This is a genomic window from Limnobacter sp. SAORIC-580 (assembly GCF_013004065.1).
Classification (GTDB): Bacteria; Pseudomonadota; Gammaproteobacteria; order Burkholderiales; family Burkholderiaceae_B; genus Limnobacter; species Limnobacter profundi.
Genome location: NZ_CP053084.1, coordinates 2771733 through 2795129, shown reverse-complemented (window position 1 = coordinate 2795129; position 23397 = coordinate 2771733). Strand labels below are relative to the sequence as shown.

Annotated in this window: 14 protein-coding genes, 2 tRNA genes, 3 rRNA genes, 1 other RNA gene and 1 pseudogene; 19 read left to right on the top strand and 2 right to left on the bottom strand. The window is 51.8% G+C overall.

Features of this window, described 5'->3' with window-relative positions; all coding sequences use genetic code 11:
• Positions 1–385 precede the first annotated feature (385 nt).
• From HKT17_RS13055 to HKT17_RS13030, 6 genes are all read left to right on the top strand, one after another.
• Positions 386–1914: ribosomal RNA gene (locus HKT17_RS13055) — 16S ribosomal RNA — on the top strand.
• A gap of 165 nt (positions 1915–2079) precedes the next feature.
• Positions 2080–2156: transfer RNA gene (locus tag HKT17_RS13050), tRNA-Ile, on the top strand.
• Positions 2157–2183: 27 nt separating this feature from the next.
• Positions 2184–2259 (top strand) — tRNA-Ala (locus HKT17_RS13045).
• A gap of 435 nt (positions 2260–2694) precedes the next feature.
• A 23S ribosomal RNA gene (locus HKT17_RS13040) occupies positions 2695–5577 on the top strand.
• Between the two features lie 251 nt (positions 5578–5828).
• Positions 5829–5941, top strand: a 5S ribosomal RNA gene (gene rrf, locus HKT17_RS13035).
• Together the 16S, 23S and 5S rRNA genes with 2 tRNA genes alongside form the textbook arrangement of a ribosomal RNA operon.
• 246 nt (positions 5942–6187) lie before the next feature.
• Positions 6188–7207, top strand: coding sequence for a transglutaminase domain-containing protein (locus HKT17_RS13030; RefSeq protein ID WP_171100617.1), 1020 nt, complete (start codon positions 6188–6190; stop codon positions 7205–7207).
• A 1-nt stretch (position 7208) separates the two neighbouring features.
• Here the strand turns inward: HKT17_RS13030 and HKT17_RS13025 are convergent, their stop codons facing one another.
• Positions 7209–8390: a M20 aminoacylase family protein gene (locus HKT17_RS13025; protein WP_171100615.1), complete on the bottom strand. Its 1182-nt coding sequence runs from the start codon at positions 8388–8390 to the stop codon at positions 7209–7211.
• 105 nt (positions 8391–8495) lie between these two features.
• On the opposite strand from HKT17_RS13025, the gene HKT17_RS13020 reads away from it, so the two are divergent.
• Positions 8496–9587, top strand: a complete 1092-nt coding sequence (locus tag HKT17_RS13020) for an aminopeptidase (protein WP_171100613.1) — start codon at positions 8496–8498, stop codon at positions 9585–9587.
• Here the strand turns inward: HKT17_RS13020 and HKT17_RS13015 are convergent.
• Positions 9582–10385: a class II glutamine amidotransferase gene (locus HKT17_RS13015; RefSeq protein ID WP_171100611.1), complete on the bottom strand. Its 804-nt coding sequence runs from the start codon at positions 10383–10385 to the stop codon at positions 9582–9584. The genes HKT17_RS13020 and HKT17_RS13015 overlap by 6 nt on opposite strands.
• Before the next feature lie 52 nt (positions 10386–10437).
• Here HKT17_RS13015 and HKT17_RS13010 point away from each other — a divergent pair, with 52 nt between their 5' ends.
• The 12 genes and pseudogenes from HKT17_RS13010 (at position 10438) to murD (ending at position 23382) form a co-directional block, all read left to right on the top strand.
• Positions 10438–11784 carry a glycerate kinase type-2 family protein gene (locus HKT17_RS13010; RefSeq protein WP_171100609.1) on the top strand — a complete coding sequence of 449 codons (1347 nt, stop codon included), beginning with the start codon at positions 10438–10440 and terminating at the stop codon, positions 11782–11784.
• Between the two features lie 61 nt (positions 11785–11845).
• Positions 11846–12967, top strand: a complete 1122-nt coding sequence (gene pyrC / locus HKT17_RS13005) for a dihydroorotase (protein ID WP_171100607.1) — start codon at positions 11846–11848, stop codon at positions 12965–12967.
• Between the two features lie 3 nt (positions 12968–12970).
• Positions 12971–13714, top strand: a pseudogene (locus HKT17_RS15760) (DUF3025 domain-containing protein); the annotation flags it as partial.
• Positions 13715–13797: 83 nt separating this feature from the next.
• An RNA gene (gene rnpB / locus HKT17_RS12995) (RNase P RNA component class A) lies at positions 13798–14201 on the top strand.
• Positions 14202–14430: 229 nt separating this feature from the next.
• A complete protein-coding gene (gene mraZ / locus HKT17_RS12990) occupies positions 14431–14859 on the top strand; it encodes a division/cell wall cluster transcriptional repressor MraZ (protein WP_105027288.1) in 429 nt (142 codons plus the stop codon).
• Positions 14860–14861: 2 nt separating this feature from the next.
• Entirely contained in the window at positions 14862–15833 is a 972-nt protein-coding gene (rsmH, locus tag HKT17_RS12985; RefSeq protein WP_171100605.1) for a 16S rRNA (cytosine(1402)-N(4))-methyltransferase RsmH, read from the top strand.
• Positions 15821–16102: a cell division protein FtsL gene (gene ftsL, locus HKT17_RS12980; RefSeq protein ID WP_105027286.1), complete on the top strand. Its 282-nt coding sequence runs from the start codon at positions 15821–15823 to the stop codon at positions 16100–16102. The genes rsmH and ftsL overlap by 13 nt, the downstream gene beginning before the upstream one ends.
• A 34-nt stretch (positions 16103–16136) precedes the next feature.
• Positions 16137–17855, top strand: coding sequence for a peptidoglycan D,D-transpeptidase FtsI family protein (locus tag HKT17_RS12975; protein ID WP_240605750.1), 1719 nt, complete (start codon positions 16137–16139; stop codon positions 17853–17855).
• Positions 17852–19348 (top strand): UDP-N-acetylmuramoyl-L-alanyl-D-glutamate--2,6-diaminopimelate ligase, encoded by a 1497-nt coding sequence (locus tag HKT17_RS12970; protein WP_171100603.1) that lies wholly within the window; start codon positions 17852–17854, stop codon positions 19346–19348. The genes HKT17_RS12975 and HKT17_RS12970 overlap by 4 nt, the downstream gene beginning before the upstream one ends.
• Positions 19341–20735: a UDP-N-acetylmuramoyl-tripeptide--D-alanyl-D-alanine ligase gene (locus tag HKT17_RS12965; protein WP_171100601.1), complete on the top strand. Its 1395-nt coding sequence runs from the start codon at positions 19341–19343 to the stop codon at positions 20733–20735. Before HKT17_RS12970 ends, HKT17_RS12965 begins: the two co-directional genes overlap by 8 nt.
• The gene (mraY, locus tag HKT17_RS12960; protein ID WP_008250398.1) at positions 20725–21879 is read left to right on the top strand and encodes a phospho-N-acetylmuramoyl-pentapeptide-transferase; all 1155 of its coding nucleotides are present in this window, start codon (positions 20725–20727) and stop codon (positions 21877–21879) included. The genes HKT17_RS12965 and mraY overlap by 11 nt, the downstream gene beginning before the upstream one ends.
• Before the next feature lie 27 nt (positions 21880–21906).
• Entirely contained in the window at positions 21907–23382 is a 1476-nt protein-coding gene (gene murD / locus HKT17_RS12955) for a UDP-N-acetylmuramoyl-L-alanine--D-glutamate ligase (protein ID WP_171100599.1), read from the top strand.
• Positions 23383–23397: the final 15 nt, after the last annotated feature.

Genomic DNA, 23397 nt, shown 5'->3' with positions numbered 1-23397 from the left:
TTGGAACACACTTTTGCTGTGTTGCAGAAAAATACAAATTTCTTCACAAAAGTGTTTGACAGGTGGAAAGATGATGTGCATAATCTCGTTTCTCTGCTGCACGACAAGCAGCACGAAACGAAGCAAACAAGCGGTTCTCCAAGGTTTTAAGTAAGCTTGAAGAGCAGCAAGGTTAGCAGAAATTTCGAAGCGATCTTTAACAAGTTAACAGCCGATAAGTGTGGGCACTGACCAGATGGGTTTAAGGTTTGTTCTTTTCTCAAAAAGAATGACTTTGAATCACGATTCAGAGTTAGTGCTCACGGAATAAAGTAAATGAATGTGAAAGCTGTCAAGGCTTTTATAAACATCTACTCCGTCGAGTTTAGTAAATTTTGCAGAGATTAAACTGAAGAGTTTGATCCTGGCTCAGATTGAACGCTGGCGGCATGCCTTACACATGCAAGTCGAACGGTAACAGGTCTTCGGATGCTGACGAGTGGCGAACGGGTGAGTAATACATCGGAACGTGCCCAGTAATGGGGGATAGCTCGGCGAAAGCCGGATTAATACCGCATACGCCCTGAGGGGGAAAGTGGGGGACCGCAAGGCCTCACGTTATTGGAGCGGCCGATGGCTGATTAGCTAGTTGGTAGGGTAAAGGCCTACCAAGGCGACGATCAGTAGCTGGTCTGAGAGGACGATCAGCCACACTGGGACTGAGACACGGCCCAGACTCCTACGGGAGGCAGCAGTGGGGAATTTTGGACAATGGGGGAAACCCTGATCCAGCAATGCCGCGTGTGCGAAGAAGGCCTTCGGGTTGTAAAGCACTTTTGTCAGGGAAGAAATCCTTTGGGCTAATACCCTAGGGGGATGACGGTACCTGAAGAATAAGCACCGGCTAACTACGTGCCAGCAGCCGCGGTAATACGTAGGGTGCAAGCGTTAATCGGAATTACTGGGCGTAAAGCGTGCGCAGGCGGTTGTGTAAGACAGGTGTGAAATCCCCGGGCTTAACCTGGGAATTGCATTTGTGACTGCACGACTAGAGTGTGTCAGAGGGGGGTGGAATTCCACGTGTAGCAGTGAAATGCGTAGATATGTGGAGGAACACCAATGGCGAAGGCAGCCCCCTGGGATAACACTGACGCTCATGCACGAAAGCGTGGGGAGCAAACAGGATTAGATACCCTGGTAGTCCACGCCCTAAACGATGTCAACTAGTTGTTGGGGATTTACTTCCTTGGTAACGTAGCTAACGCGTGAAGTTGACCGCCTGGGGAGTACGGCCGCAAGGTTAAAACTCAAAGGAATTGACGGGGACCCGCACAAGCGGTGGATGATGTGGATTAATTCGATGCAACGCGAAAAACCTTACCTACCCTTGACATGGCAGGAACTTTCCAGAGATGGATTGGTGCTCGAAAGAGAACCTGCACACAGGTGCTGCATGGCTGTCGTCAGCTCGTGTCGTGAGATGTTGGGTTAAGTCCCGCAACGAGCGCAACCCTTGTCATTAGTTGCTACGAAAGGGCACTCTAATGAGACTGCCGGTGACAAACCGGAGGAAGGTGGGGATGACGTCAAGTCCTCATGGCCCTTATGGGTAGGGCTTCACACGTCATACAATGGTCGGTACAGAGGGTTGCCAAGCCGCGAGGTGGAGCCAATCCCAGAAAACCGATCGTAGTCCGGATCGCAGTCTGCAACTCGACTGCGTGAAGTCGGAATCGCTAGTAATCGCGGATCAGAATGCCGCGGTGAATACGTTCCCGGGTCTTGTACACACCGCCCGTCACACCATGGGAGTGGGTTCTACCAGAAGTGGCTAGTCTAACCGCAAGGAGGACGGTCACCACGGTAGGATTCATGACTGGGGTGAAGTCGTAACAAGGTAGCCGTATCGGAAGGTGCGGCTGGATCACCTCCTTTCTAGAGAAAGAGAAGTAGATTCAAGTCTTGAATTTGTTTGGTTTTAGTGCTCACACTTATCGGTTTGTTTAGACGCGAAGATACAAGCAGCAAGAAGAGAGGGCCTTTAAGTGCGGAACGAAAGAACTGTCTAGAGGTCAGGGCCCTGGGGCTGAAAAGTTTACGGGGTCTGTAGCTCAGTTGGTTAGAGCACCGTCTTGATAAGGCGGGGGTCGATGGTTCGAGCCCATCCAGACCCACCATTGGTTTGAAGTTGTTGTAAAACACCTGGGGGTGTAGCTCAGCTGGGAGAGCACCTGCTTTGCAAGCAGGGGGTCATCGGTTCGATCCCGTTCACCTCCACCAAGTTTTAGTGCTGCAAGAAACGTGAAGTTTGTATCGAGTGTTTGAATAAATGGTCTTTGAATAAAAGATTGGCTGTTAGCGGTTAGGCAAGGGATGCAGGAGTTTGCATCGGTTTGCGGTCAAATGAATAAGCGCGTGGTGCTGGGCACTGGGGTGTTTATTCATTTGGCTGTAAGAGTCGCCAGGTCTTCAGGATCTGGACTTGTTCTTTAACAATTTGGAAATGATGAGATATCGAGATAGATACTCCTTTTAACGAAGGTGTAGATATTTTGATTGATGCGATTGCATCATCGTTCTTCTCAAGAAGTGGGTGTGTATTGTTCCTAATACGCACCGGCGCTTGAAATTTAGAATACACACAAACTACTTTGCTTTTTATGGTGATTACAGTGTTGTTCTTGTGAATAACTTGAGCAGGGCTTAACGCTATAGAGTCAAGCGAATAAGTGCACATGGTGGATGCCTTGGCAGTCATAGGCGATGAAGGACGTGGTAGCCTGCGAAAAGCTACGGGGAGCTGGCAAACAAGCTTTGAGCCGTAGATGTCCGAATGGGGAAACCCACCCTTTTAGGGGTATCGCACAGTGAATACATAGCTGTGCGAGGCGAACCTGGAGAACTGAAACATCTAAGTACCCAGAGGAAAAGAAATCAACCGAGATTCCGAGAGTAGTGGCGAGCGAAATTGGATCAGCCTGTACGATTTAGCATTTGAGTTAACAAAACGGTCTTGAAAGTCCGGCCATAGAAGGTGATAGCCCTGTATGTGAAAACTCGATTGTGGAACTAGGCGTACGACAAGTAGGGCGGGGCACGAGAAACCCTGTCTGAACATGGGGGGACCATCCTCCAAGGCTAAATACTCATGACTGACCGATAGTGAACTAGTACCGTGAGGGAAAGGCGAAAAGAACCCCGGGAGGGGAGTGAAATAGATCCTGAAACCGTGTGCATACAAACAGTCGGAGCGGACTTGTTCCGTGACGGCGTACCTTTTGTATAATGGGTCAGCGACTTACATTCAGTGGCAAGCTTAACCGAGTAGGGAAGGCGTAGCGAAAGCGAGTCCGAATAGGGCGTCTAGTCGCTGGGTGTAGACCCGAAACCAGATGATCTATCCATGGCCAGGTTGAAGGTTGGGTAACACCAACTGGAGGACCGAACCCACTAACGTTGAAAAGTTAGGGGATGAGCTGTGGATAGGGGTGAAAGGCTAAACAAATCTGGAAATAGCTGGTTCTCCCCGAAAACTATTTAGGTAGTGCCTCGAGTCTCACTACAGGGGGTAGAGCACTGTTATGGCTAGGGGGTCATCGCGACTTACCAAACCATGGCAAACTCCGAATACCTGTAAGTGCAATCTCGGGAGACAGACATCGGGTGCTAACGTCCGGTGTCAAGAGGGAAACAACCCAGACCGCCAGCTAAGGTCCCTAATATCTGCTAAGTGGAAAACGAAGTGGGAAGGCTAAAACAGTCAGGAGGTTGGCTTAGAAGCAGCCACCCTTTAAAGAAAGCGTAATAGCTCACTGATCGAGTCGTCCTGCGCGGAAGATGTAACGGGGCTAAGCAGATAACCGAAGCTGCGGATGTACACGTAAGTGTATGTGGTAGGGGAGCGTTCTGTAAGCCTGCGAAGGTGTGTTGTAAAGCATGCTGGAGGTATCAGAAGTGCGAATGCTGACATGAGTAGCGATAAACAGAGTGAAAGGCTCTGTCGCCGTAAGCCCAAGGTTTCCTACGCAACGTTCATCGGCGTAGGGTTAGTCGGCCCCTAAGGCGAGGCAGAAATGCGTAGTCGATGGGAAGCAGGTTAATATTCCTGCACCGACGTGTAATGCGATGGGGGGACGGATCGTGGAAAGTGGTCCAGGTGTTGGATATCCTGGTCCCTGCATCATAGAGGACAGTTAGGCAAATCCGGCTGTCATATACTCAAGGGTGTGGGGGGAAGTAGCTACGGCTACGAACCCATTGGAAGTGGTCCCAAGAAAAGCCTCTAAGCTTCAGTTACACGTTGACCGTACCGCAAACCGACACAGGTGGGCGGGATGAGTATTCTAAGGCGCTTGAGAGAACTCAGGAGAAGGAACTCGGCAAATTGGTACCGTAACTTCGGGAGAAGGTACGCCCTTGTAGTTTGACCATGAACAATGGAAGGACGAAGGGGTTGCAATAAAATGGTGGCTGCGACTGTTTAATAAAAACACAGCTCTCTGCAAACACGAAAGTGGACGTATAGGGAGTGACGCCTGCCCGGTGCTGGAAGATTAAATGATGGGGTGCAAGCTCTTGACTGAAGTCCCAGTAAACGGCGGCCGTAACTATAACGGTCCTAAGGTAGCGAAATTCCTTGTCGGGTAAGTTCCGACCTGCACGAATGGCGTAACGATGGCCACACTGTCTCCTCCTGAGACTCAGCGAAGTTGAAGTGTTTGTGATGATGCAATCTCCCCGCGGCTAGACGGAAAGACCCCATGAACCTTTACTGTAGCTTTGCATTGGACTTTGAACCGGTTTGTGTAGGATAGGTGGGAGGCTTTGAAGTGGGAACGCCAGTTCTCATGGAGCCATCCTTGAAATACCACCCTGATCTGTTTGAGGTTCTAACCTTGACCCATTATCTGGGTCGGGGACCGTGCATGGTGGGCAGTTTGACTGGGGCGGTCTCCTCCTAAAGAGTAACGGAGGAGCTCGAAGGTACGCTAAGTACGGTCGGACATCGTACTGATAGTGCAATGGCATAAGCGTGCTTGACTGCGAGACTGACAAGTCGAGCAGGTGCGAAAGCAGGACATAGTGATCCGGTGGTTCTGTATGGAAGGGCCATCGCTCAACGGATAAAAGGTACTCTGGGGATAACAGGCTGATACCGCCCAAGAGTTCACATCGACGGCGGTGTTTGGCACCTCGATGTCGGCTCATCTCATCCTGGGGCTGTAGCCGGTCCCAAGGGTATGGCTGTTCGCCATTTAAAGAGGTACGTGAGCTGGGTTTAAAACGTCGTGAGACAGTTTGGTCCCTATCTGCCGTGGGCGTTGGAAATTTGAAGGGGGCTGTTCCTAGTACGAGAGGACCGGAATGGACGTATCTCTGGTGTACCGGTTGTCACGCCAGTGGCATTGCCGGGTAGCTAAATACGGAAGAGATAAACGCTGAAAGCATCTAAGCGTGAAACTTGCCTTAAGATAAGATTTCCCTGAGGACTTGATCCTCCTGAAGGGCCGTTGAAGACCACGACGTTGATAGGCTGGGTGTGGAAGTGCAGTAATGCATTAAGCTAACCAGTACTAATTGCCCGTGCGGCTTGGCTCTATAGCATTGAGCCTTGCTTAAAAGATACGCACATGAAACAACACAGTAAATCTACCCGGGGCTAGACCTTAGCCTCAATAAAAACCAAGGTAGTTTGTTTGAAATAGATATACCCGCAACACGCATCAACAAGATAGCAGCGCTGTCTCAAAGATAACTCATCAGTTCCAAATCGAGCCAATCAGCCGCAACGCTGGTTAGCTAACAAGTAAGTGCAATCAAGGCACCGCACTTACAGCCAACCCTCTTTGCCTGACGACCATAGCAAGGTGGTACCACCCCTTCCCATCCCGAACAGGACCGTGAAACGCCTTAGCGCCGATGATAGTGTGCATTCGCATGTGAAAGTAGGACATCGTCAGGCTCTCCAATTCCAAAAAACCCCGCTCTCAATACCTGAGGCGGGGTTTTTTTATTTCAGATCAATACGGTGCTCCACTGCGATTCAACCGTGTCTAACGGCGTCTGCACAATTTTCAGAACGAAGCTTTTTCAGAACGAAGCTTTTTCAGAACGAAGCTGCTTGGTCCCAATTGGTGTTCGTTTCATGTGATTTTGCATTTATTCCTATATCTTCGTTGCTTTCTGTTTGTTTATCTTGGAATTGAAGTTGAAGTATCTTCTTGATCATCGGTCACGGTATATTTTTGGCCTATTGGTTCTTCTTATCCCGTTTGCCGTTTGCGCTGATAAAGGCGTTTCTCGATACCAGCAACTAAAGACCCACTTTCACCAAACACTGGCTACGCATGAAACACGGCTAGAATCAAAATTTCATTCCTTACTTTCGGTTGCTGAAACGGATGAAGAGAGGGCCTGGTTGGTCTACCGGTGGGTCACTTATCATTTCAAACATGACGCGGGTTTGGCCAACAGGATTGGAGATCCGTCACAACATTCACTTGAGAAACTGCACAAGCTTGCGGGCGGTAGTTGTGCGGTTTATGCCGATGTAACTCATCGTTTGATGAAAATGGCAGGCCTTGAGGTAAAGACAATTTATGGTTTGGTGAAAGGTGGTCCTGCAACATCGCACCGCAATGGCAAGCCAGTTAATCATGTGTGGAATGCAGTCAAAGTCGATGGTGTTTGGAAGGTAGTGGATTCCACCTGGGGGGCTGGTTTTGTGGGTCGACAAGGGTTTCAATCGTTGCACAGCGATCTGTTTTTTCTTCTTCCGCCAGAAAAAGCGATGTTAAGTCATTATGACGGCGCTGATGAATTGGGGTATCAACGGGCATTTGCTGTTAACCAGTCGTTGTTTGCCAAATTGCCCGACGATGCCTTGTATGCAGCTGCGGTGGGGCTGGATCCAAAATTAATAGTCGATGCTGCGCGAAGGGAGCCCCGTTTTAATCTGGTGTCGACCTTTGATTTACCTCCAGATGCTTTGCGAGTGATGTCGGCGCCCGTAAGTGGTGTGCTTGAACGCAGGGAACACCGTTTTGTTCTCGAGTCTGCAATTTTTGAAGAATTGATGATTGTTCAGGGAAAGTCATGGAGACCACTGAAGAAAAGTGGCAAGGTTCATTCCCTGATTCTTGTTCCGAGTCAGGGAGAGTTGCTGGTCATGGGGCGACGTCCAAAACAACATGAGTTTGAGGCTTTGTTGGGTTATCGAGTCAAGTAATTCAAGTGCCCTCGAGAAAGGCGTGCGTTATTGCCAGCCATGCCTTAACACCAAGCGGAAGTATTTTGTCATTGAAGTCATAGCTTGGGTTGTGCAGCGTGCAGGGCCCAATGCCATGTCCGTGAGTGCGATGACCCCCATCGCCATTGCCTATCCAAAGATATGCCCCAGGTTTGTGTTGAAGCATGAAGGCAAAGTCTTCCGCGCCCATGGTCGGAGGAAGGTTGGTGTGAACTGCAGTTACTTCAGGCACTCGCTTCAAGGCATTCTTTGCCAGTTCGGCCATTTCCGCCGAATTGATGGTGGGCGGATACTTGCGTTCAAACTCCATTTCAGCAGTTGCACCAAAGGCTGCGCAAAGCTCGGTGCTGAGCTTGTTCATGTGCTGTTCAATCAAATCCAGCGTTTCAATGCTGAAGGTACGAACAGTACCCTGCAATATCGCATGGTCGGGTATCACATTGATTGCTTCGCCAGCCTGAATCTGGGTGACTGACAATACTGCAGGTTCCACAGGTTTGCAGTTTCTGCTGACAATGGTTTGAAACGCGAGAATGAGTTGTGCAGCAATGACCACCGGATCAATGCCAAGGTCAGGCATGGCAGCATGAGCGCCTTTGGCTTGAATTTTGACTGAAAATTCATTGCTCGATGCCATGACCGCACCCGTGTGTGCAGCAAACTCGCCTTCCTTCAAGCCGGGCCAGTTGTGCATGGCAAACACCGCATCAACTGGGTAGCGCTGAAACATGCCGTCGTCAATCATGCGTTGGGCACCAGCTCCGCCTTCTTCTGCAGGCTGGAAAATAAGGGCAACACTGCCTTTGAAGTTACGGTTTTCTGCGATTTCCTGCGCGGCTCCCAGCAGCATGGCCACATGTCCATCGTGACCACAGGCATGCATTTTCCCGGGGTGGCGGGAGGCGTGCGGAAACTGATTGCGTTCCTGGATGGGGAGCGCGTCCATGTCGGCTCGCAGGCCGATCATTTTGCCTGGCCCTTGGGTTCCGCGAATAAGGCCAACCACGCCAGTACGTCCAATCCCGGTTTCCACTGTGTATCCAAGTTCAGCAAGCCGCTTGGCGACGATATCAGCGGTACGGTTTTCTTCGTAACGCAATTCAGGGTGGGCGTGGATGTCTCGACGGGTATTGACCCAGGATTCAATTTTGCTCGGATTCACAACAAACTTCGCTGGTTGGTACAAACATTAAGAATCGCAGGTTTTGCTCACTGTGGCAATCGCTGTGCTTTACTATGAAAGTTCTTCATCCAAGGTAGGGCAGGAATGATTCGGCGCAGTATGTTGTCAGGCTTGTTGTTGGTGAGCGCTGTTCTATTGAATGCTTGCAGCACGGGTTCTTATTTTTGGCAGGCCACCACGGGTCACCTGCGTGTTCTTGGGGCTGCAGAGAACATTGATGAGGTGTTGTTGCGTCCTGATCTTTCGGGGAAGTTGCGCACTCAATTGCAATATGTCCAGGAAATACGGGAGTTTTCTGTGGTGCAGCTGGGGCTTCCTGACAATCGGAGTTACCGCACTTACGCTGACTTGAATCGCGCCTATGCGGTGTGGAATGTGGTCGCTTCCCAGCCAGACAGTTTGACTTTGGAAACTTGGTGTTTCCCTTTAATCGGTTGTATTTCTTACAAGGGTTTTTATTCGGAGTCTCGCGCTGCGGCCCTTGCGGATGACCTTCGTAAACAGGGCTTGGATGTGGCGGTGCTGGGTGTGCCTGCGTACTCAACCTTGGGTTTTACGCCCGACCCGGTTTTGAATACTTTTGTGAATTATCCGGCAGGTGAATTGGCCAGGCTGGTTTTTCATGAGCTAGCGCACCAGATGGTTTACATTGCCGACGACACAATGTTCAACGAGAGCTTTGCGACGGCGGTTGAGGAATTGGGGGTGATTGCCTGGCTTGCCCAACCTGGGCGGGAGGTGCTGAAGGCGCAATACGAAATATTCGATTCACGCAGAAATGCCTTCCGGCTTATGTTGGCGCGTGCTCGCGATGATCTGGAACAGATTTATGAGAACAGCAATAGGCTGGACACGCCGCAGGTGTTGAGATTGAAAGAGCAGCGTTTCAAGCAGTTGCTGGTTGATTACGATGCATTAAAGGAGTCTTGGGGCGGATGGGCTGGTTATGACCGGTTTATGGCCGAAGATTTGAACAACGCGAAGTTGGGTGTGTCTGGTTTGTACACTCAATATGTGCCTGCCTTCAAGGCTTTGCACAACCTCTGTGATCAAAGCTTTCAACGTTTTTATACAGCCACCGAAATGTTGGGTGAATTCTCCCGAGAACAGCGTGAAACGCTGTTGACGGAGTTGGAGCATCGCGAGCCTTTGTCTTTTGGCTTCAAATGTTTATAAAAGCAGGCTGTGACCGTTCTTCAGCACGGGCCGGCCGTCTTCGAACACCAGAAAGGATTGCGGCTCGAAGGGTGTCCATACCTCGTCGTTCGTGAGCGCCGAGGTTGCAATTACCGCAACTCGATCGTTCTGTGTGGTTACGGCACCAAAGTCGACTTGAATGTCGCAATCAACCAAATGCGCGGCTTTGAAAGGATGTGCGCGAACGATGTACTCGAGTTTGGTAGAGCAATGCGTGTACATCGCTTGCCCGTTGGACAGCAGCATGTTGAAGGTGCCGTGTTCAGCGATCTTCGAGCACACCGGGCGAAGCACCTCATCGACTTCTGCCACGCTGGGGCGGTTGCCGGCGGTACGGTAACCAAATTCGTTTTTCAGGGTTTGCAGCAATAGGCAGAACGCGAGTTCGCTGTCAGTTTCTCCAATGGGCAAAAAGTCGCCTTGAAGACTTGGGTTGAAATCTTTTAAATCACCGTTGTGCGCAAACACCCAAGCCTGTCCCCAGAGTTCTCGAATGAATGGATGGCAATTTTGAAGTTTGACCTGCCCAACTGTGGCTTTGCGGATGTGGGATATCACATTGTAAGACCGGATGGGGTAATTCCGGATTAATTCCGCCACTGGGGAATCAGAGGCAGGGCGGTGATCGATGAAACATCTTGCCGCGGAGCCTTCGAAAAATGCGATGCCCCAGCCGTCTGCATGTTCATCGGTCAAGCCGCCTCTTTTGGCAAAGCCCTCAAATGAAAATTGAATGTCGGTTGGCGTGTTGCAGTTCATGCCGAGCAATTGACACATGGTTTAATTGGTAAATTGTTGATTAATTGATTTTTATTTTAAGAGACTTTTCATGTCTGAGAAGGATGATTTTTACAAAGACCTTTTAACTGAGGTTTTTGATGTGGGTGTTTTGGCGGCCCAGCCCGAGCAAGCCTTGAAGGAGGCTTGGCACGAGCAAATCATGCCTTGGTTGAGCCAACTGGCCCCCGAGAGAGAGCGGGTTTGGGTTTTTGGGGCAGGCAAGGCAGCTGCATCGATGGCCAAGGCCTTGGAAGGAGTGGTTGGGTCTTCAGAGAAACTGCAAGGTTTTGTCGTAACCCGGCGTGGGCATGAGGTTAAAACTTCGACCATCGAAGTGGTTCAGGCGGCGCACCCAGTGCCGGATGAAGATGGTCAACGTGCTGCGCGCAGACTGCACAAAGCCATCTCGGAGGTGCCCTCCAGTGATGCCGTAATCGCGCTGGTGTCGGGGGGCGGTTCAAGTTTGTTGAGTGTGCCGGTTCGCGACATTCCTTTTGTTGATTTGCAGCAGTTGAACCGAGCTTTGTTGGCCTGCGGTGCGCCGATCGACGAAATGAATATTGTGCGCAAGCATGTGACTCAAACATTGGGGGGCCAGTTGGCCCAGATTTGCCGTGCACCGGTGTTTCAGTTGTTGATTTCGGATGTGCCGGGAGATGATCCTTCATCGATTGCATCGGGTCCGTTCAGCCCGGATGAGAGTACTTTTCACGACGCCATGGAGGTGATCAAGCGTTGGGCGGTGCAAGTGCCACACTCAATTGCCAGGTATCTCGAGAAAGGGATAAAGGGTGCGGTGCCTGATACACCCAAGCGGAGTTCGCTGGTTTTTCGCAAAGTGAAAACCCATTTGCTGGCCAGCAATTTGAAGTCGTTGAATGCTGTAACCCAACACCTTGAGGTCAAGGGATACAAGGTTTTGAACCTTGGCGATACTTTGGAGGGTGAGGCGCGAGATGTGGCGCAGGTGCATGCAGCTATTGCCAGGCAAGCAGCCATGGGACAAGGGGGCTGGCCTGCTGCTCCGCTGGCGATTATCAGTGGCGGTGAATGCACTGTAACCCTGAATGACACGCAGTTGAGGCAAGCGCGGGGTGGGCGCAATTCCGAGTTTTTGTTGGCTTTGGCTTTTTACCTTCGGGATATGAGCGCACCTGTTGAGGTTGCAGCTATTGCGGCAGACACGGACGGGATTGACGGTATTGGCGGGCATGCCGGTGCGTTGATGTTGCCCGGCGACAGGCAGCGCTGCAAGGCTGCCAAGCTTGCGCCTCAGTTGCACTTGGATCAACACACCAGTTACGACTACTTTAAACGCCTGGATCGATTGTTGATGACGGGGCCCACGATGACCAATGTGAATGACCTGAGGATTATTCTGATCGGCAAGCCCTGAGAAAGTTCGGGCAATCTGCGTGAGGTAAAATACAGATCGTTCCAAACTTTATCTGGCCCTCATGATTCAGACCATTCAAATTGCTCCGCCCGATGATTGGCATTTGCACCTTCGCGACGGCGAGGCCCTGGAGCATGTAGTTGCGGCCACGGCGTTGAATTTCCGGCGTGCGATTGTGATGCCCAATTTGAAGCCGCCTGTGACCACGGTGGATCAAGCCGTGGCTTATCGTCAGCGTATTCTGGATGCCGTAGAGAAAGCTTGTTGTACGGGCGATTATTCCGCGGAGGAACAGGCCGTCATGCGTTTGTTTGAACCCTTGATGGTGCTGTACCTGACCGGTGCGACGAGCCCTCAGGAAATTGAAAAAGCGGCCAACAGTGGTGTAGTGCGAGCAGTGAAGTTGTACCCAGCTGGCGCGACCACAAATTCTGAAGCTGGTGTTTCCGATTTGCTGGGCCAATGCGGCGCCGTGTTGCAGGCCATGGAGCTTCATGGTTTGCCTTTGCTGGTACATGGTGAAGTGACGGATGCGGATGTGGATGTGTTTGATCGCGAAGCCGCATTTGTAGAGACGGTGATGAAGCCTTTGCGTCGGCAGTTTCCGAATTTGCGGGTAGTTTTTGAACACATCACCACTGAGCAAGCGGCCACGTTTGTCACAGAGGATTCGGGGCGTGACGCGCAGGGCAGGTTGCTGCTGGCTGCAACCATTACACCTCAGCATTTGCTTTATAACCGCAACGCTTTGTTCAAGGGTGGTTTACAGCCACATTGGTATTGCCTGCCAGTGTTGAAGCGCGAGGTGCATCGCAAGGCACTGTTGAAAGCGGCAACCAGTGGTTTACCGCAGTTTTTCCTGGGTACAGACAGTGCTCCGCACGCCAGGCATTTGAAAGAAATGTCATGTGGTTGTGCCGGTTGTTATTCTGCACCCTACGCCATGGCCATGTACGCTGAAGCTTTTGAGCAGATGGGGGCATTGGAAAGCGTTGAGCTGTTTGAAAAGTTTTGTAGTTTGAATGGCCCTGCATTTTATGGTGTGCCTGTAAACGAAGGTGTGTTTGAGCTACAGCGCAAGTCTTTTGAAGTACCGCAACGGCTGCCCTTTGTTACAGAAAGTGGGATTGTGCCTTTGAGGGCAGGAGAGGTGCTGGATTGGACTGTTACCCGTCTTCGGTGAGCGGTGGTGGCACATTCAGCAGTTAGCCCCTGGCTATGGCCCTATGGTGAAAACCGTGCCCGTTTTGATTCTCGATTTGATCATGAGGGCGCTGTTTCCCGTCGGTTGAATGATCTGCGTGGTGAGCTGGTTGAGGCCACCCCCGTTTTTTTGCATTCAACCGAAAATTTGGGGGCGCTCGAATATGAGCGCCTTGTGCAAACTGGCCAGATCCCGACTCGAGATCTTTCTCACGATTGGTACAATGGCCAAGTTTGGTTGGCCTTTCCCAAAGTAAAGCAGCTGATCAATGCACTTCATGTACAGGACGCCTGTTGCTCTGCGGACCAAAGTGGAAGTTTGTCTGGCAATGGTCGAAGTCGCTTGCGCGATGCCTTGACTTTGTTCGATGAAAGCGGCGCGCTTCTTTTGACCACGGAGTGGTCGCTCTGCACGGCCTTGTTACAGCACGACTGGAAAACCTTGCTGCTTGATCAGCGAGAAAGCTGGAGTACCCGTGCCAGGGTTTTATTGTTGGGGCACGGTTTGCTCGATAGCATGAGCAAAGCTCACAAAGGTTTGTGTGCAAAGGTGGTGCCCGTACAGGTACCTTCGCTTGACATGGAATTGCCTGAGTTGCAGCGATTGATGTTGTTGGTGGTTGAACAACTTCGCGCCCCCGGTAACTTAAGCCCCCTGCCGGTGATGGGGGTTCCCGGCTGGTTTCGCGATTCCGAGACCCCCGGCTTTTATGAAGACTCTGCTGTTTATCGCGCGAAGCCAACACGTCGGGTTTCTTCATCTGATGAAAGATTGGCTTTTGTTTGGGATGGGTCTACACTTGCTTTCGGAAAGTGCGTCGGACAATCGCTGCCTGAATTTCAGGGGGAGGAAAGTCCGGACTCCAGTGAGCACGGTGCTGGTTAACGACCAGGCGCTATACGGTTTTGGCAACAAAACCCAAGGCGACGGAAAGTGCAACAGAAAACACACCGCCGATGGAAAGGCAACTTTCACAGGCAAGGGCGAACCGGAGGTGTAAGAGACCCCCGCAGGCTTGGCAACAAGGCTGGCTAGGTAAACCCCACTTGGAGCAACACCAAATAGGCGCGCAGGCGCTTTAAGCGCCAACGGCGCTCCCCGAGCGCGCGGGTAGGTGGCTTGAGCTGAAGAGTAATTTTCAGCCTAGAGGAATGATTGTCACTTTGGCTGCAAGGCCATTGAACAGAATCCGGCTTACAGGCGCGCTTTCTACTTCCCCTCATCAGGTTTTAATTCCCCAGCTATTTCTTAAGACATTACTTTCAGTGTTGTCTTTATGCTCTTATTTTTTCAGTCATTTTTTCTTGATTAATTTCTTCAAAGTGCTTCTAAGTCCTTGGTTGTAAAGCGTTTTCTCGAGAGAACTGCTTGACCACCCATTTCATAATGCGTAAAGTGGTGATTCGTGGGGATTTGTGTGATTTTGTGGGAATTTAATTCGCGTGTATCAAGGCAGTTCTTCCTTATCAATGGATGCAAAAGGGCGCATGAATGTGCCACAGAAGCATCGTGACGCGCTGCAAATGCAGTGCGAGGGAGCCTTGACGCTTACAAAACACCCCAACGGCTGTTTATTGATGTTTCCGCGCCCTGTTTGGGAGCAGCATCGAGAAAAAATTGCTGCTTGGCCCATGTCTGCCCGCCCTTGGCAGCGTATTTTCCTTGGCTTTGCAACAGATGTTGAAATCGATTCTGCAGGTCGTATTCTGGTGTCCCCAGAATTGCGGGAAGCAGCTTCGTTGAGCAAGGAAGTGATGTTGTTGGGCATGGGTAGTCATTTTGAGATCTGGGATTCCACGCTGTTGAAGGTGGAAGAGGAAAAGGCAATTGCTGCGGGCATGCCTGAATCACTGAACGAATTCAGTTTCTGAAGGTGAGTGCCGATGAACACATCCCCGTGCTTCTTCAACCCACGGTTGACGCCCTGTTGCACACGCCCGACGGACTTTATCTGGACTGCACCTTTGGCAGGGGCGGACACAGCCGTGCTTTGCTCGAAAAGCTTTCGGCGAAGGGGCAACTCGTGGCCCTTGATCGCGACCCTCAAGCAGTTCAGGCCATGGGTGAAATCAAAGACTCCCGTTTTCGGGGTGTTCGCAGTGCGTTCGCCGATCTTGAGTCGGCGCTTGATTTGCTGGGTATCGATCAAGTGGATGGCGTGTTGATGGATATCGGCGTCTCTTCACCCCAAATCGATCAGGCTGAGCGGGGATTCAGTTTCCGCCGGGATGGTCCACTGGACATGCGCATGGATCCGCAGGCTGGAGAGTCAGCGGCCGATTTTCTTGCTCGGGCAGAGGCCCGGGAAATCAAAGAGGTGATAAAGAATTATGGGGAAGAACGGTTTGCTGTTCAGATTGCAACAGCGATTGTTGCTCGCCGCGCGGAGCGGCCGATCACTACAACACTCGACCTTGCCCAGATCGTGGCAGGGGCAGTTCGCACGCGGGAGCCGGGCCAGGACCCTGCAACGCGCACCTTTCAGGCTTTACGGATTCACGTCAACCAGGAGCTTGCGCAGCTCGAACAAGGTTTAACTGCGGCCTTCAAAAGATTGAAGGTGGGTGGAAGGCTGGCGGTGATCAGCTTTCATTCACTTGAAGATCGAATTACCAAGCAATTTATTGAGAAGCTGGCGAATCCAAAATCGCAACAGGATGCCCGTTTGCGCAAACTACCGCTGCCCGAGCCCACGCCGTTGATGAGAAAGTTGGATCGCATCAAGCCGAGCAAAGAAGAGTGTGAGTTGAACCCCCGTTCACGTTCATCCGTGTTGCGCGTGGCTGAGAAGCTGGCCGAGTGGCCGGCTGGTTCTTCGGTAGGGGGGAACGCATGGGGCGCTTGAATATTCTATTGCTGGCTTTGGTGATTTTTTGTGCCATGTTGGTGGTTGAGCAGCAACACGCTGCGAGAACCTTGTTTGTTGCATTGGGCCAGGAGCAACAGGCTGAGCACCAGATTGAAGTGGCGTTTACCCGTTTGCAATTGCAGCAAGTGGCCTTGGCCAAAGGTGAGCGTGTGGATGAAGTTGCGCGCACCCGACTGGATATGAATCCTCCGGCCCCGGGCTCGGTGGTTTTCATGCAGCTGGAGGGGGGCTTTCAACGTGAGTAAAGCTGTTCGTTTCGGCGGATCAGAATTGTTGGAAATGCGATTGCCAGCCTGGCGATCGCGTTTTGTTTTGGTGTGCATCTTTCTGGCATTTGGTGGCTTGATCGCGCGCGCTGCCTACTTGCAGGTTATTTCCAATGACTTCTTGCAGGAACAGGGCGCCAAACGCCTGGAGCGTACGCTTCCACTTCAGGCGAGTCGAGGCAGTTTGCTGGATCGCAATATGGTGGTGTTGGCGCAAAGTGTTCCGGCCCAGGCTGTGTGGTATGACGGCCGTCGAATTGTAGATGCCAAGGATGAAGATTTGCGAAAGCTTGCGGCCGTGCTTGGTTTAAAGCCCGACCGGATGATTGCCCAGATGCGTAAAGATTCCAAGCGCGCATTTGTTTACCTGGACCGTCAGGTCGATTCCGATGTTGCCGCAAAAGCCAAGGCCTTGAAAATTCCTGGCTTGGGGTTTGTGACCGAGAGCAAGCGCTATTACCCCCAAGGCGAGACCATGGCGCATTTGGTGGGTTTTACCAGCATTGAAGACAAAGGCCAGGAAGGCGTCGAGCTTGCTTTCAATGACCGACTTACAGGTGAAGACGGCGAACGAAATGTGTTGCGCGATCGTCTGGGCAATGTAATCGAGGACATCCGGGAGCTGCGTCCGCCTGTGAATGGACAGGATCTGGTGTTGTCCGTGGATGCAGATGTGCAATACATCGTTTTGTCGGAGCTGAAGAAAGCGGTTGAGCAGCACAAGGCCAAGGCTGCCGCTGCTGTGGTGCTGGATGCAAAAACCGGTGAACTGCTGGCGATGGCCAATATTCCGACTTATGACCCCAACAACAGGGGGCAGTTGCATGGCGAGAAGTTACGCAACCGCGTATTCACTGACATGTTCGAACCCGGTTCAACCTTAAAGCCATTTGGTGTGGCCTTGGCGATGGATCAAGGCAAGGTAAAAGCCAGTACGAAAATTGACACCGGCAATGGTCGCATGTCGATCGGGCCGGCCACCATCAGTGACACAAAGCCGCATGGTGTCATGACTGTTGAGGAAATCATTCAGAAGTCCAGTAACGTGGGGACTTCCAAAATTGTGCTGGAGCTTGAGCGAAAGGATTTGTGGGATTTTTTCAATTTGCTGGGTTTTGGACAAACTCCCTCGATTGCATTTCCCGGCTCAGTGGCTGGTCGTGTGCGCCCCTGGAATAAATGGCGTCCGATTGAACAAGCGACCATGTCGTATGGGCATGGTATTTCTGTGTCCCTGATTCAGTTGGCGCAGTCGTACACCATCTTTGCAAACAAGGGACACTTCGTTCCGGCCTCCTTGATCAAGCGTGGGCCGCAAGACCCTGTGGTGTCCCACCGGGTGATTGGCGAGAAAGTTGCAGATAGCATGTTGCACATGCTTGAGTTGGCCTCCGGGCCGGAAGGTACAGCGATCAAGGCGCAGGTGCAGGGCTACCGGGTTGCTGGCAAAACCGGTACAGCACACAAGCAGGAAGGTGGACGTTACGTGAACAAGTACGTTTCCTCTTATGTTGGCCTGGCACCTGTTTCTGATCCTCGTGTCATCGTCGCCATTATGGTGGATGAGCCCAAGGGGGGGGTGTACTACGGTGGTTTGGTTGCGGCACCAGTATTCTCGACGATTACAAAAAGCGTATTGACTCGTTTGAATGTGCAGCCTGATGCAATCGAGTCCACAGAGCAGTTGCGCAAGTTTGTTGCCGCACCGAGCGCAGCAGGGAGTCGCCTATGATCAGCGCTTACTTGCATTCTGTGTCCGAGGTGTTGGCTGAGCTTCATGAGCGCGGCTTCTACGCCGATTGCTCGGGCTTGGTGACAGATCACCGTCGCTTGACAGGTCCTCGGGATGTGTTTCTTGCCGTGCCTGGTGAAAAGTTTGATCCGCGAAATTTGGCCGATGATCTGTTGATCGAGCAGCGGTGTGGTTTAGTACTGGTCGATTACGACGACCAGCGCGCCTACCAAAGCGCCAGTGTGTTGCCCGTACTGCATTTGAAAACCATGTTAGCCGACCTGGCTTTTGGTTATTACGAAACCCCCAGCGATGCGATGACCATTATTGCGGTGACGGGCACCAATGGGAAAACCACTGTTACCCGCTGGTTGGCGCAGGCACTCAATCATCTTGGCAAGAAAGCCGCTGTGATCGGCACTTTGGGTTATGGCGAGCCGGATCAATTGAAGGCTCACACCGGTTTGACCACTCCAGATGTGGTGGGTGTTCATCACCTGCTGCATGAATTGCGTCAACACCAGTTCGACACGGTTTGCATTGAAGCTTCGTCGATCGGGCTTGAGCAGCGTCGGCTGGCCTGTGTCAGCATCGATGTCGCGCTCTTTACCAATCTATCTCAGGATCACCTGGACTATCACGGGGACATGGCCGCGTATGGCCGTTCCAAAATGATTCTGGCCAGCTGGCCGACTTTGCGGTTGGCGGTGGTCAATGCGGATGATTCTTTCGGCATGGAGTTTTTGGCCAATGTGCAGCGCAGAAATATTGATTGCTCCGCTGTAGGACGCGCTGACAGTGCTGAGTGCCAAATTCTGAGTGTTGCCCATCAAGAAAACGGCCAACGCATTGAATTGAAAATCAACGGTGCAAGCACCCAGATCGACACGTCCATTATTGGCGAATTCAATGCTGACAATATGGCATTGGTGTTTGCGACTTTGATAAGGCTTGGGTACGACGCAAGCCAGGTGAAGAGCGCTTTGGCAGGGGTTACTCCAGCACCTGGACGCATGCAGCACATTGAAGGCGAACCGGCGGTGGTTGTTGATTACGCGCACACCCCAGATGCACTGGAAAAAACACTACTGGCGCTTCGGCCATTTGCCAACAAACGCCAAGGCAAGCTGTGGGTGGTGTTTGGTTGTGGTGGCGATCGGGATCGCAGCAAACGCCCTTTGATGGGAGCTGCGGCAGCTGACAAAGCCGATTTCGTGGTGGTTACCTCAGACAACCCACGCAGTGAAAAACCAGAAAACATTCTGCAAGAGATAGTGGATGGAATCGACAAGGCCCGGCAGGACAAACTTCATGTCGAGGTTGATCGCGTGCGGGCCATTGAATTTGCCGTTGCCAAAGCGAGCGCCAAAGATGTCGTGTTATTGGCTGGCAAGGGGCACGAAAGTACTCAAACGATTGGTGCACAAGTAATTGCGCATTCAGATGTGCAGTGCGCGATGACCGCGCTGGGCAAGCGAGGTGCGCATGCTTGAGTTGAACTGGGCCTTTGAACACGTTGCGACTGCTTTGAGTAAGCAGTTGAAACAGGATGCGCCAGAGGTGCCAGGTGCTGTGCGCCTGATTCAAACAGACAGTCGTTTGGTTGAAAAGGGTGATCTGTTCGTGTGTTTGATTGGTGAACGATTTGATGCCCATGATTTTGCAGAGCAGGTGATGCAGTCGGGTGCTGCTGCTTTGGTGACTAGTCGCGAACTCGATTTGCCGATTGCCCAGTTTGTGGTGAATGACACTCGTCTTGCCTTGGGTGCCTTGGCCAGTGCCTGGCGGCAACAGTTTGATTTGAAGGTGTTGGCTGTAGTGGGCAGCAATGGCAAAACAACCAGCAAAGAAATGTTGGGCAGCATCTGCAAGGCGCAATGTGGCAACGATCAAGTGCTGGTGACTGCGGGTAACCTGAACAACGACATCGGCGTGCCACAAACATTGTTGAAACTGCGACCTCAGCACCAGATGGCCGTGATTGAGATGGGCATGAATCACCCCGGGGAGATTGATTACCTCGCCGGGTTGGTAAAACCTGATGTTGTGCTACTGACCAATGCACAGCGAGAGCACCAGGAATTCATGAAAACCGTGTTGGCTGTCGCCAAAGAAAACGGCAGTGCATTCACTCATTTACCGCGCAATGGTTGTGCGGTATTTCCGGTGAGTGAAGAGTTCGATGCTTGTTGGCAAGCGCTGTCAACCGGCAAAAGCACCTTGCGTTTTGGATGCGGTGCGGATTTCGATATTTTGCCAGCACGGCGTGATTCTGAACAATCCACTGTGATGCTAAGCGCTCTGGGTAAGCACATTGAATTGCACCCGAATTTTATTGGTGAACACAACTACGCCAACGCAGCTGGAGCGGCAGCTGCGGCCCATGCAGCGGGTTGTACTCATGAAGCAATTCAAAAAGGTTTGAATGCATTTCAACCAGTGAGTGGACGCCTGCAAATTGCCTTGAACACGCCACTGATGTTGTTGATCAATGACAGCTATAACGCAAACCCTGATTCTGTGAATGCTGCAAGCAAAGTGCTTGGTCAGCAGGCAGGCAGTACTTTGCTGGTACTGGGCGACATGGGTGAGGTGGGCAATCAGTCAGATGAATACCATGCTGAAGTCGGTTGCTATGCAAAACAGGTCGGCGTCAAACACCTGTATGCCCTTGGCGACGCGACCACGCACACCGTATTGGCCTTTGGCGAGGGTGCAATACATTTCAAAAACATAGAAACCTTAATAGAAAACACCATGAATACTACGAAGCAAGGCCGATGGTCTGTGCTGGTCAAGGGCTCCCGTTTCATGAAAATGGAGCGAGTTGTGCAGGCGCTGATTCAACATCATTCAGGGGAGGCTAACCATGCTTCTTGAGCTTACCCAATGGCTTGCGCAAGACATTCGCGCATTCGGTGTTTTCAATTATTTGACTTTGCGTGCGGTGTTGGCATGTGCCACTGCACTGTTGGTTGGGCTGGTGGCTGGGCCCATGGTGATTCGCAAATTGACTCAATACAAAATTGGTCAATCTGTACGTGATGATGGTCCCCAAACTCATTTGGCCAAAGCCGGTACACCCACCATGGGTGGTGCGTTGGTCTTGATTGGTATTGGTATTTCAACCCTGTTGTGGGCTGATCTCTCCAATCGTTTTGTGTGGGTGGTGATGCTCGTCACCTTCGGTTTCGGCTGGATAGGCTGGGTCGATGATTACCGCAAAGTGGTGTATCGCAACCCCAAGGGCTTGCCAGCGAAATGGAAGTATTTCTGGCAAAGCGTGGTGGGGTTGATCTGTGCGTTCTATCTGGCTTTTGCCGTTTCTGCACAAAGCGGACAGGAAGTGCTGGATATTTTTGTGGCCTGGGTTGAAAGCGGTTTTTCAATGCACCTGCCCAACAATGCAGACCTGATCGTGCCCTTTTTCAAGTCGATCAGCTACCCCTTGGGTGTTTGGGGTTTTATCGCTCTGACTTACTTTGTGATCGTGGGCACCAGTAATGCGGTGAACTTGACCGATGGCCTGGATGGCTTGGCGATTATGCCCACAGTGATGGTGGCATCCGCCTTGGCGATTTTTGCCTACGTGGCCGGCAATGCGGTGTACTCCAAATATTTGCTGCTGCCATACATTCCAGGCGCAGGTGAGCTGGCTGTTTTCCTCGCAGCTATTGCTGGCGCAGGTTTGGCCTTCCTCTGGTTCAACGCTTACCCGGCACAGGTGTTCATGGGTGATGTGGGTGCACTCGCTTTGGGTGGTGCGCTGGGTACGGTTGCTGTGATTGTTCGCCAAGAAGTGGTGTTGTTCATCATGGGTGGCGTGTTTGTGGCGGAGACCCTCTCGGTCATGATTCAAGTGCTCTATTTCAAGTACAGCGGTGGGAAACGGGTATTCCGAATGGCGCCGCTACACCATCACTATGAACTGAGTGGCTGGAAGGAAACCCAGGTTGTGGTTCGGTTCTGGATCATCACAATGATTCTGGTGTTGATTGGTTTGTCTACGCTGAAATTGCGTTGAAATTGCGTTCAAATTGAGTTGAAACGAATGAATTTGCTTCTTGATCAGTCGGTTTTGCAAGTCGGACTCGGTGAGTCTGGCTTGGCTTGCGCGCGCTGGGCGCTTGCGCAAGGCGCCCGGTTGACTGTGATCGACACGCGTGAAACGCCTCCAGGATTGCAAGAGTTGCAATCCATTCAACCCGATGTGCGCGTGTTCAATTCGGTAGGCGATTTGAATTGGGACTTCAACCGTGTGGTGGTGTCACCTGGTTTGCCGCCTTCTCATCCTCTGATGGTCGGGGTGCTCGCACAGGCTGCGGAACATTCCACTTCCGTTGATTCTGAACTTGACCTGTTTGCCGACGCACTTCAGGCCTTGCAGCAAAGTAGAAACTACAAACCGCAAGTGGTGGGTATTACCGGAACCAATGGAAAAACCACCACAACTCGAATGGTGGAATGCCTCGCGCAGTTCGCCGGGAAAAAGGCTGTTGCAGCAGGCAACATCAGCCCGGCTGCTCTGGATGCTTTGCGTGAGCAATTGGAAGTGGATGATTTACCCGATGTTTGGGTGCTTGAGTTGTCGAGTTTCCAGTTGCACTGGACCAAGCGCTTGAAGTTTGATGCATCGACCGTGCTCAACATCACGCAAGACCATCTGGATTGGCACCCCGACATGCGGGAGTACGCCGAAGACAAGTTCCGAATCTTTTCGGAGAACGGCGTGTGTGTGCTGAACCGGGATGATGAACTCGTGGCCAAGGTCAATTTGCCTGCTGGAGCCGAGGTGATCACCTTTGGCACAAGTGCCCCTGTTCATGCCAATGACTTTGGCCTGATTCGGGAGGGCGGTATGTTGTGGCTGGCGCAATTGGTTGGAGACCAAGAGGTGCTGACATCCACTCGCCGCAAAAAGCAGGAGGAATCAGAACCCAGCCAAAAGCTGTTGATGCCGACCGAGGCTTTGCAAGTAGTGGGCTTGCACAATGCGAGCAATGCGTTGGCTGCTTTGGCCTTGTGTCAAGGCCTTGGTATGCCAATGGCCAAGTTGTTGCATGGGTTGCGCAGCTACCAGGGCGAGCCTCACCGGGTACAGCACGTTGTGCAAATTGATGGTGTCGATTATTTCGATGACAGCAAGGGCACCAATGTAGGGGCCACTGTGGCGGCATTGAACGGTTTGGCCAAGCCCACCGTGTTGATCGCCGGCGGCGACGGAAAAGGGCAGGACTTCTCGCCCTTGATTCAGCCTGTATCGAATTACTGCAAGCATGTGGTGTTGATTGGAAAAGACGCTGACAACATGATGAGTGTCCTTGCCGGTGCGCATGTGCCCTGCGAAAAAGCAAGTACTTTGGAGCAGGCTGTTCAAGTGGCGGCCAGCAAGGCCCGTGAGGGCGACTGTGTGTTGCTCAGCCCTGCATGCGCAAGCCTGGACATGTTCAGGAATTATGTGCATCGAGCTGAGGTGTTTGTGGATGCCGTTCGAGCCATTGCGGCCGACAGGGGGCAGCCATGCTAGGCAATTGGGGCAAGA

Excerpts from the sequence above, each read along its gene's own strand:
- HKT17_RS12975 (WP_240605750.1), top strand. The coding sequence starts at position 16,137 with ATGCGATTGCCAGCCTGGCGATCGCGTTTTGTTTTGGTGTGCATCTTT.
- ftsL (WP_105027286.1), top strand. The coding sequence starts at position 15,821 with ATGGGGCGCTTGAATATTCTATTGCTGGCTTTGGTGATTTTTTGTGCC.
- HKT17_RS13010 (WP_171100609.1), top strand. The coding sequence starts at position 10,438 with ATGTCTGAGAAGGATGATTTTTACAAAGACCTTTTAACTGAGGTTTTT.
- mraY (WP_008250398.1), top strand. The coding sequence starts at position 20,725 with ATGCTTCTTGAGCTTACCCAATGGCTTGCGCAAGACATTCGCGCATTC.
- HKT17_RS13015 (WP_171100611.1), bottom strand. The coding sequence starts at position 10,385 with ATGTGTCAATTGCTCGGCATGAACTGCAACACGCCAACCGACATTCAA.
- murD (WP_171100599.1), top strand. The coding sequence starts at position 21,907 with ATGAATTTGCTTCTTGATCAGTCGGTTTTGCAAGTCGGACTCGGTGAG.
- pyrC (WP_171100607.1), top strand. The coding sequence starts at position 11,846 with ATGATTCAGACCATTCAAATTGCTCCGCCCGATGATTGGCATTTGCAC.
- HKT17_RS12970 (WP_171100603.1), top strand. The coding sequence starts at position 17,852 with ATGATCAGCGCTTACTTGCATTCTGTGTCCGAGGTGTTGGCTGAGCTT.
- HKT17_RS12965 (WP_171100601.1), top strand. The coding sequence starts at position 19,341 with ATGCTTGAGTTGAACTGGGCCTTTGAACACGTTGCGACTGCTTTGAGT.
- HKT17_RS13020 (WP_171100613.1), top strand. The coding sequence starts at position 8,496 with ATGATTCGGCGCAGTATGTTGTCAGGCTTGTTGTTGGTGAGCGCTGTT.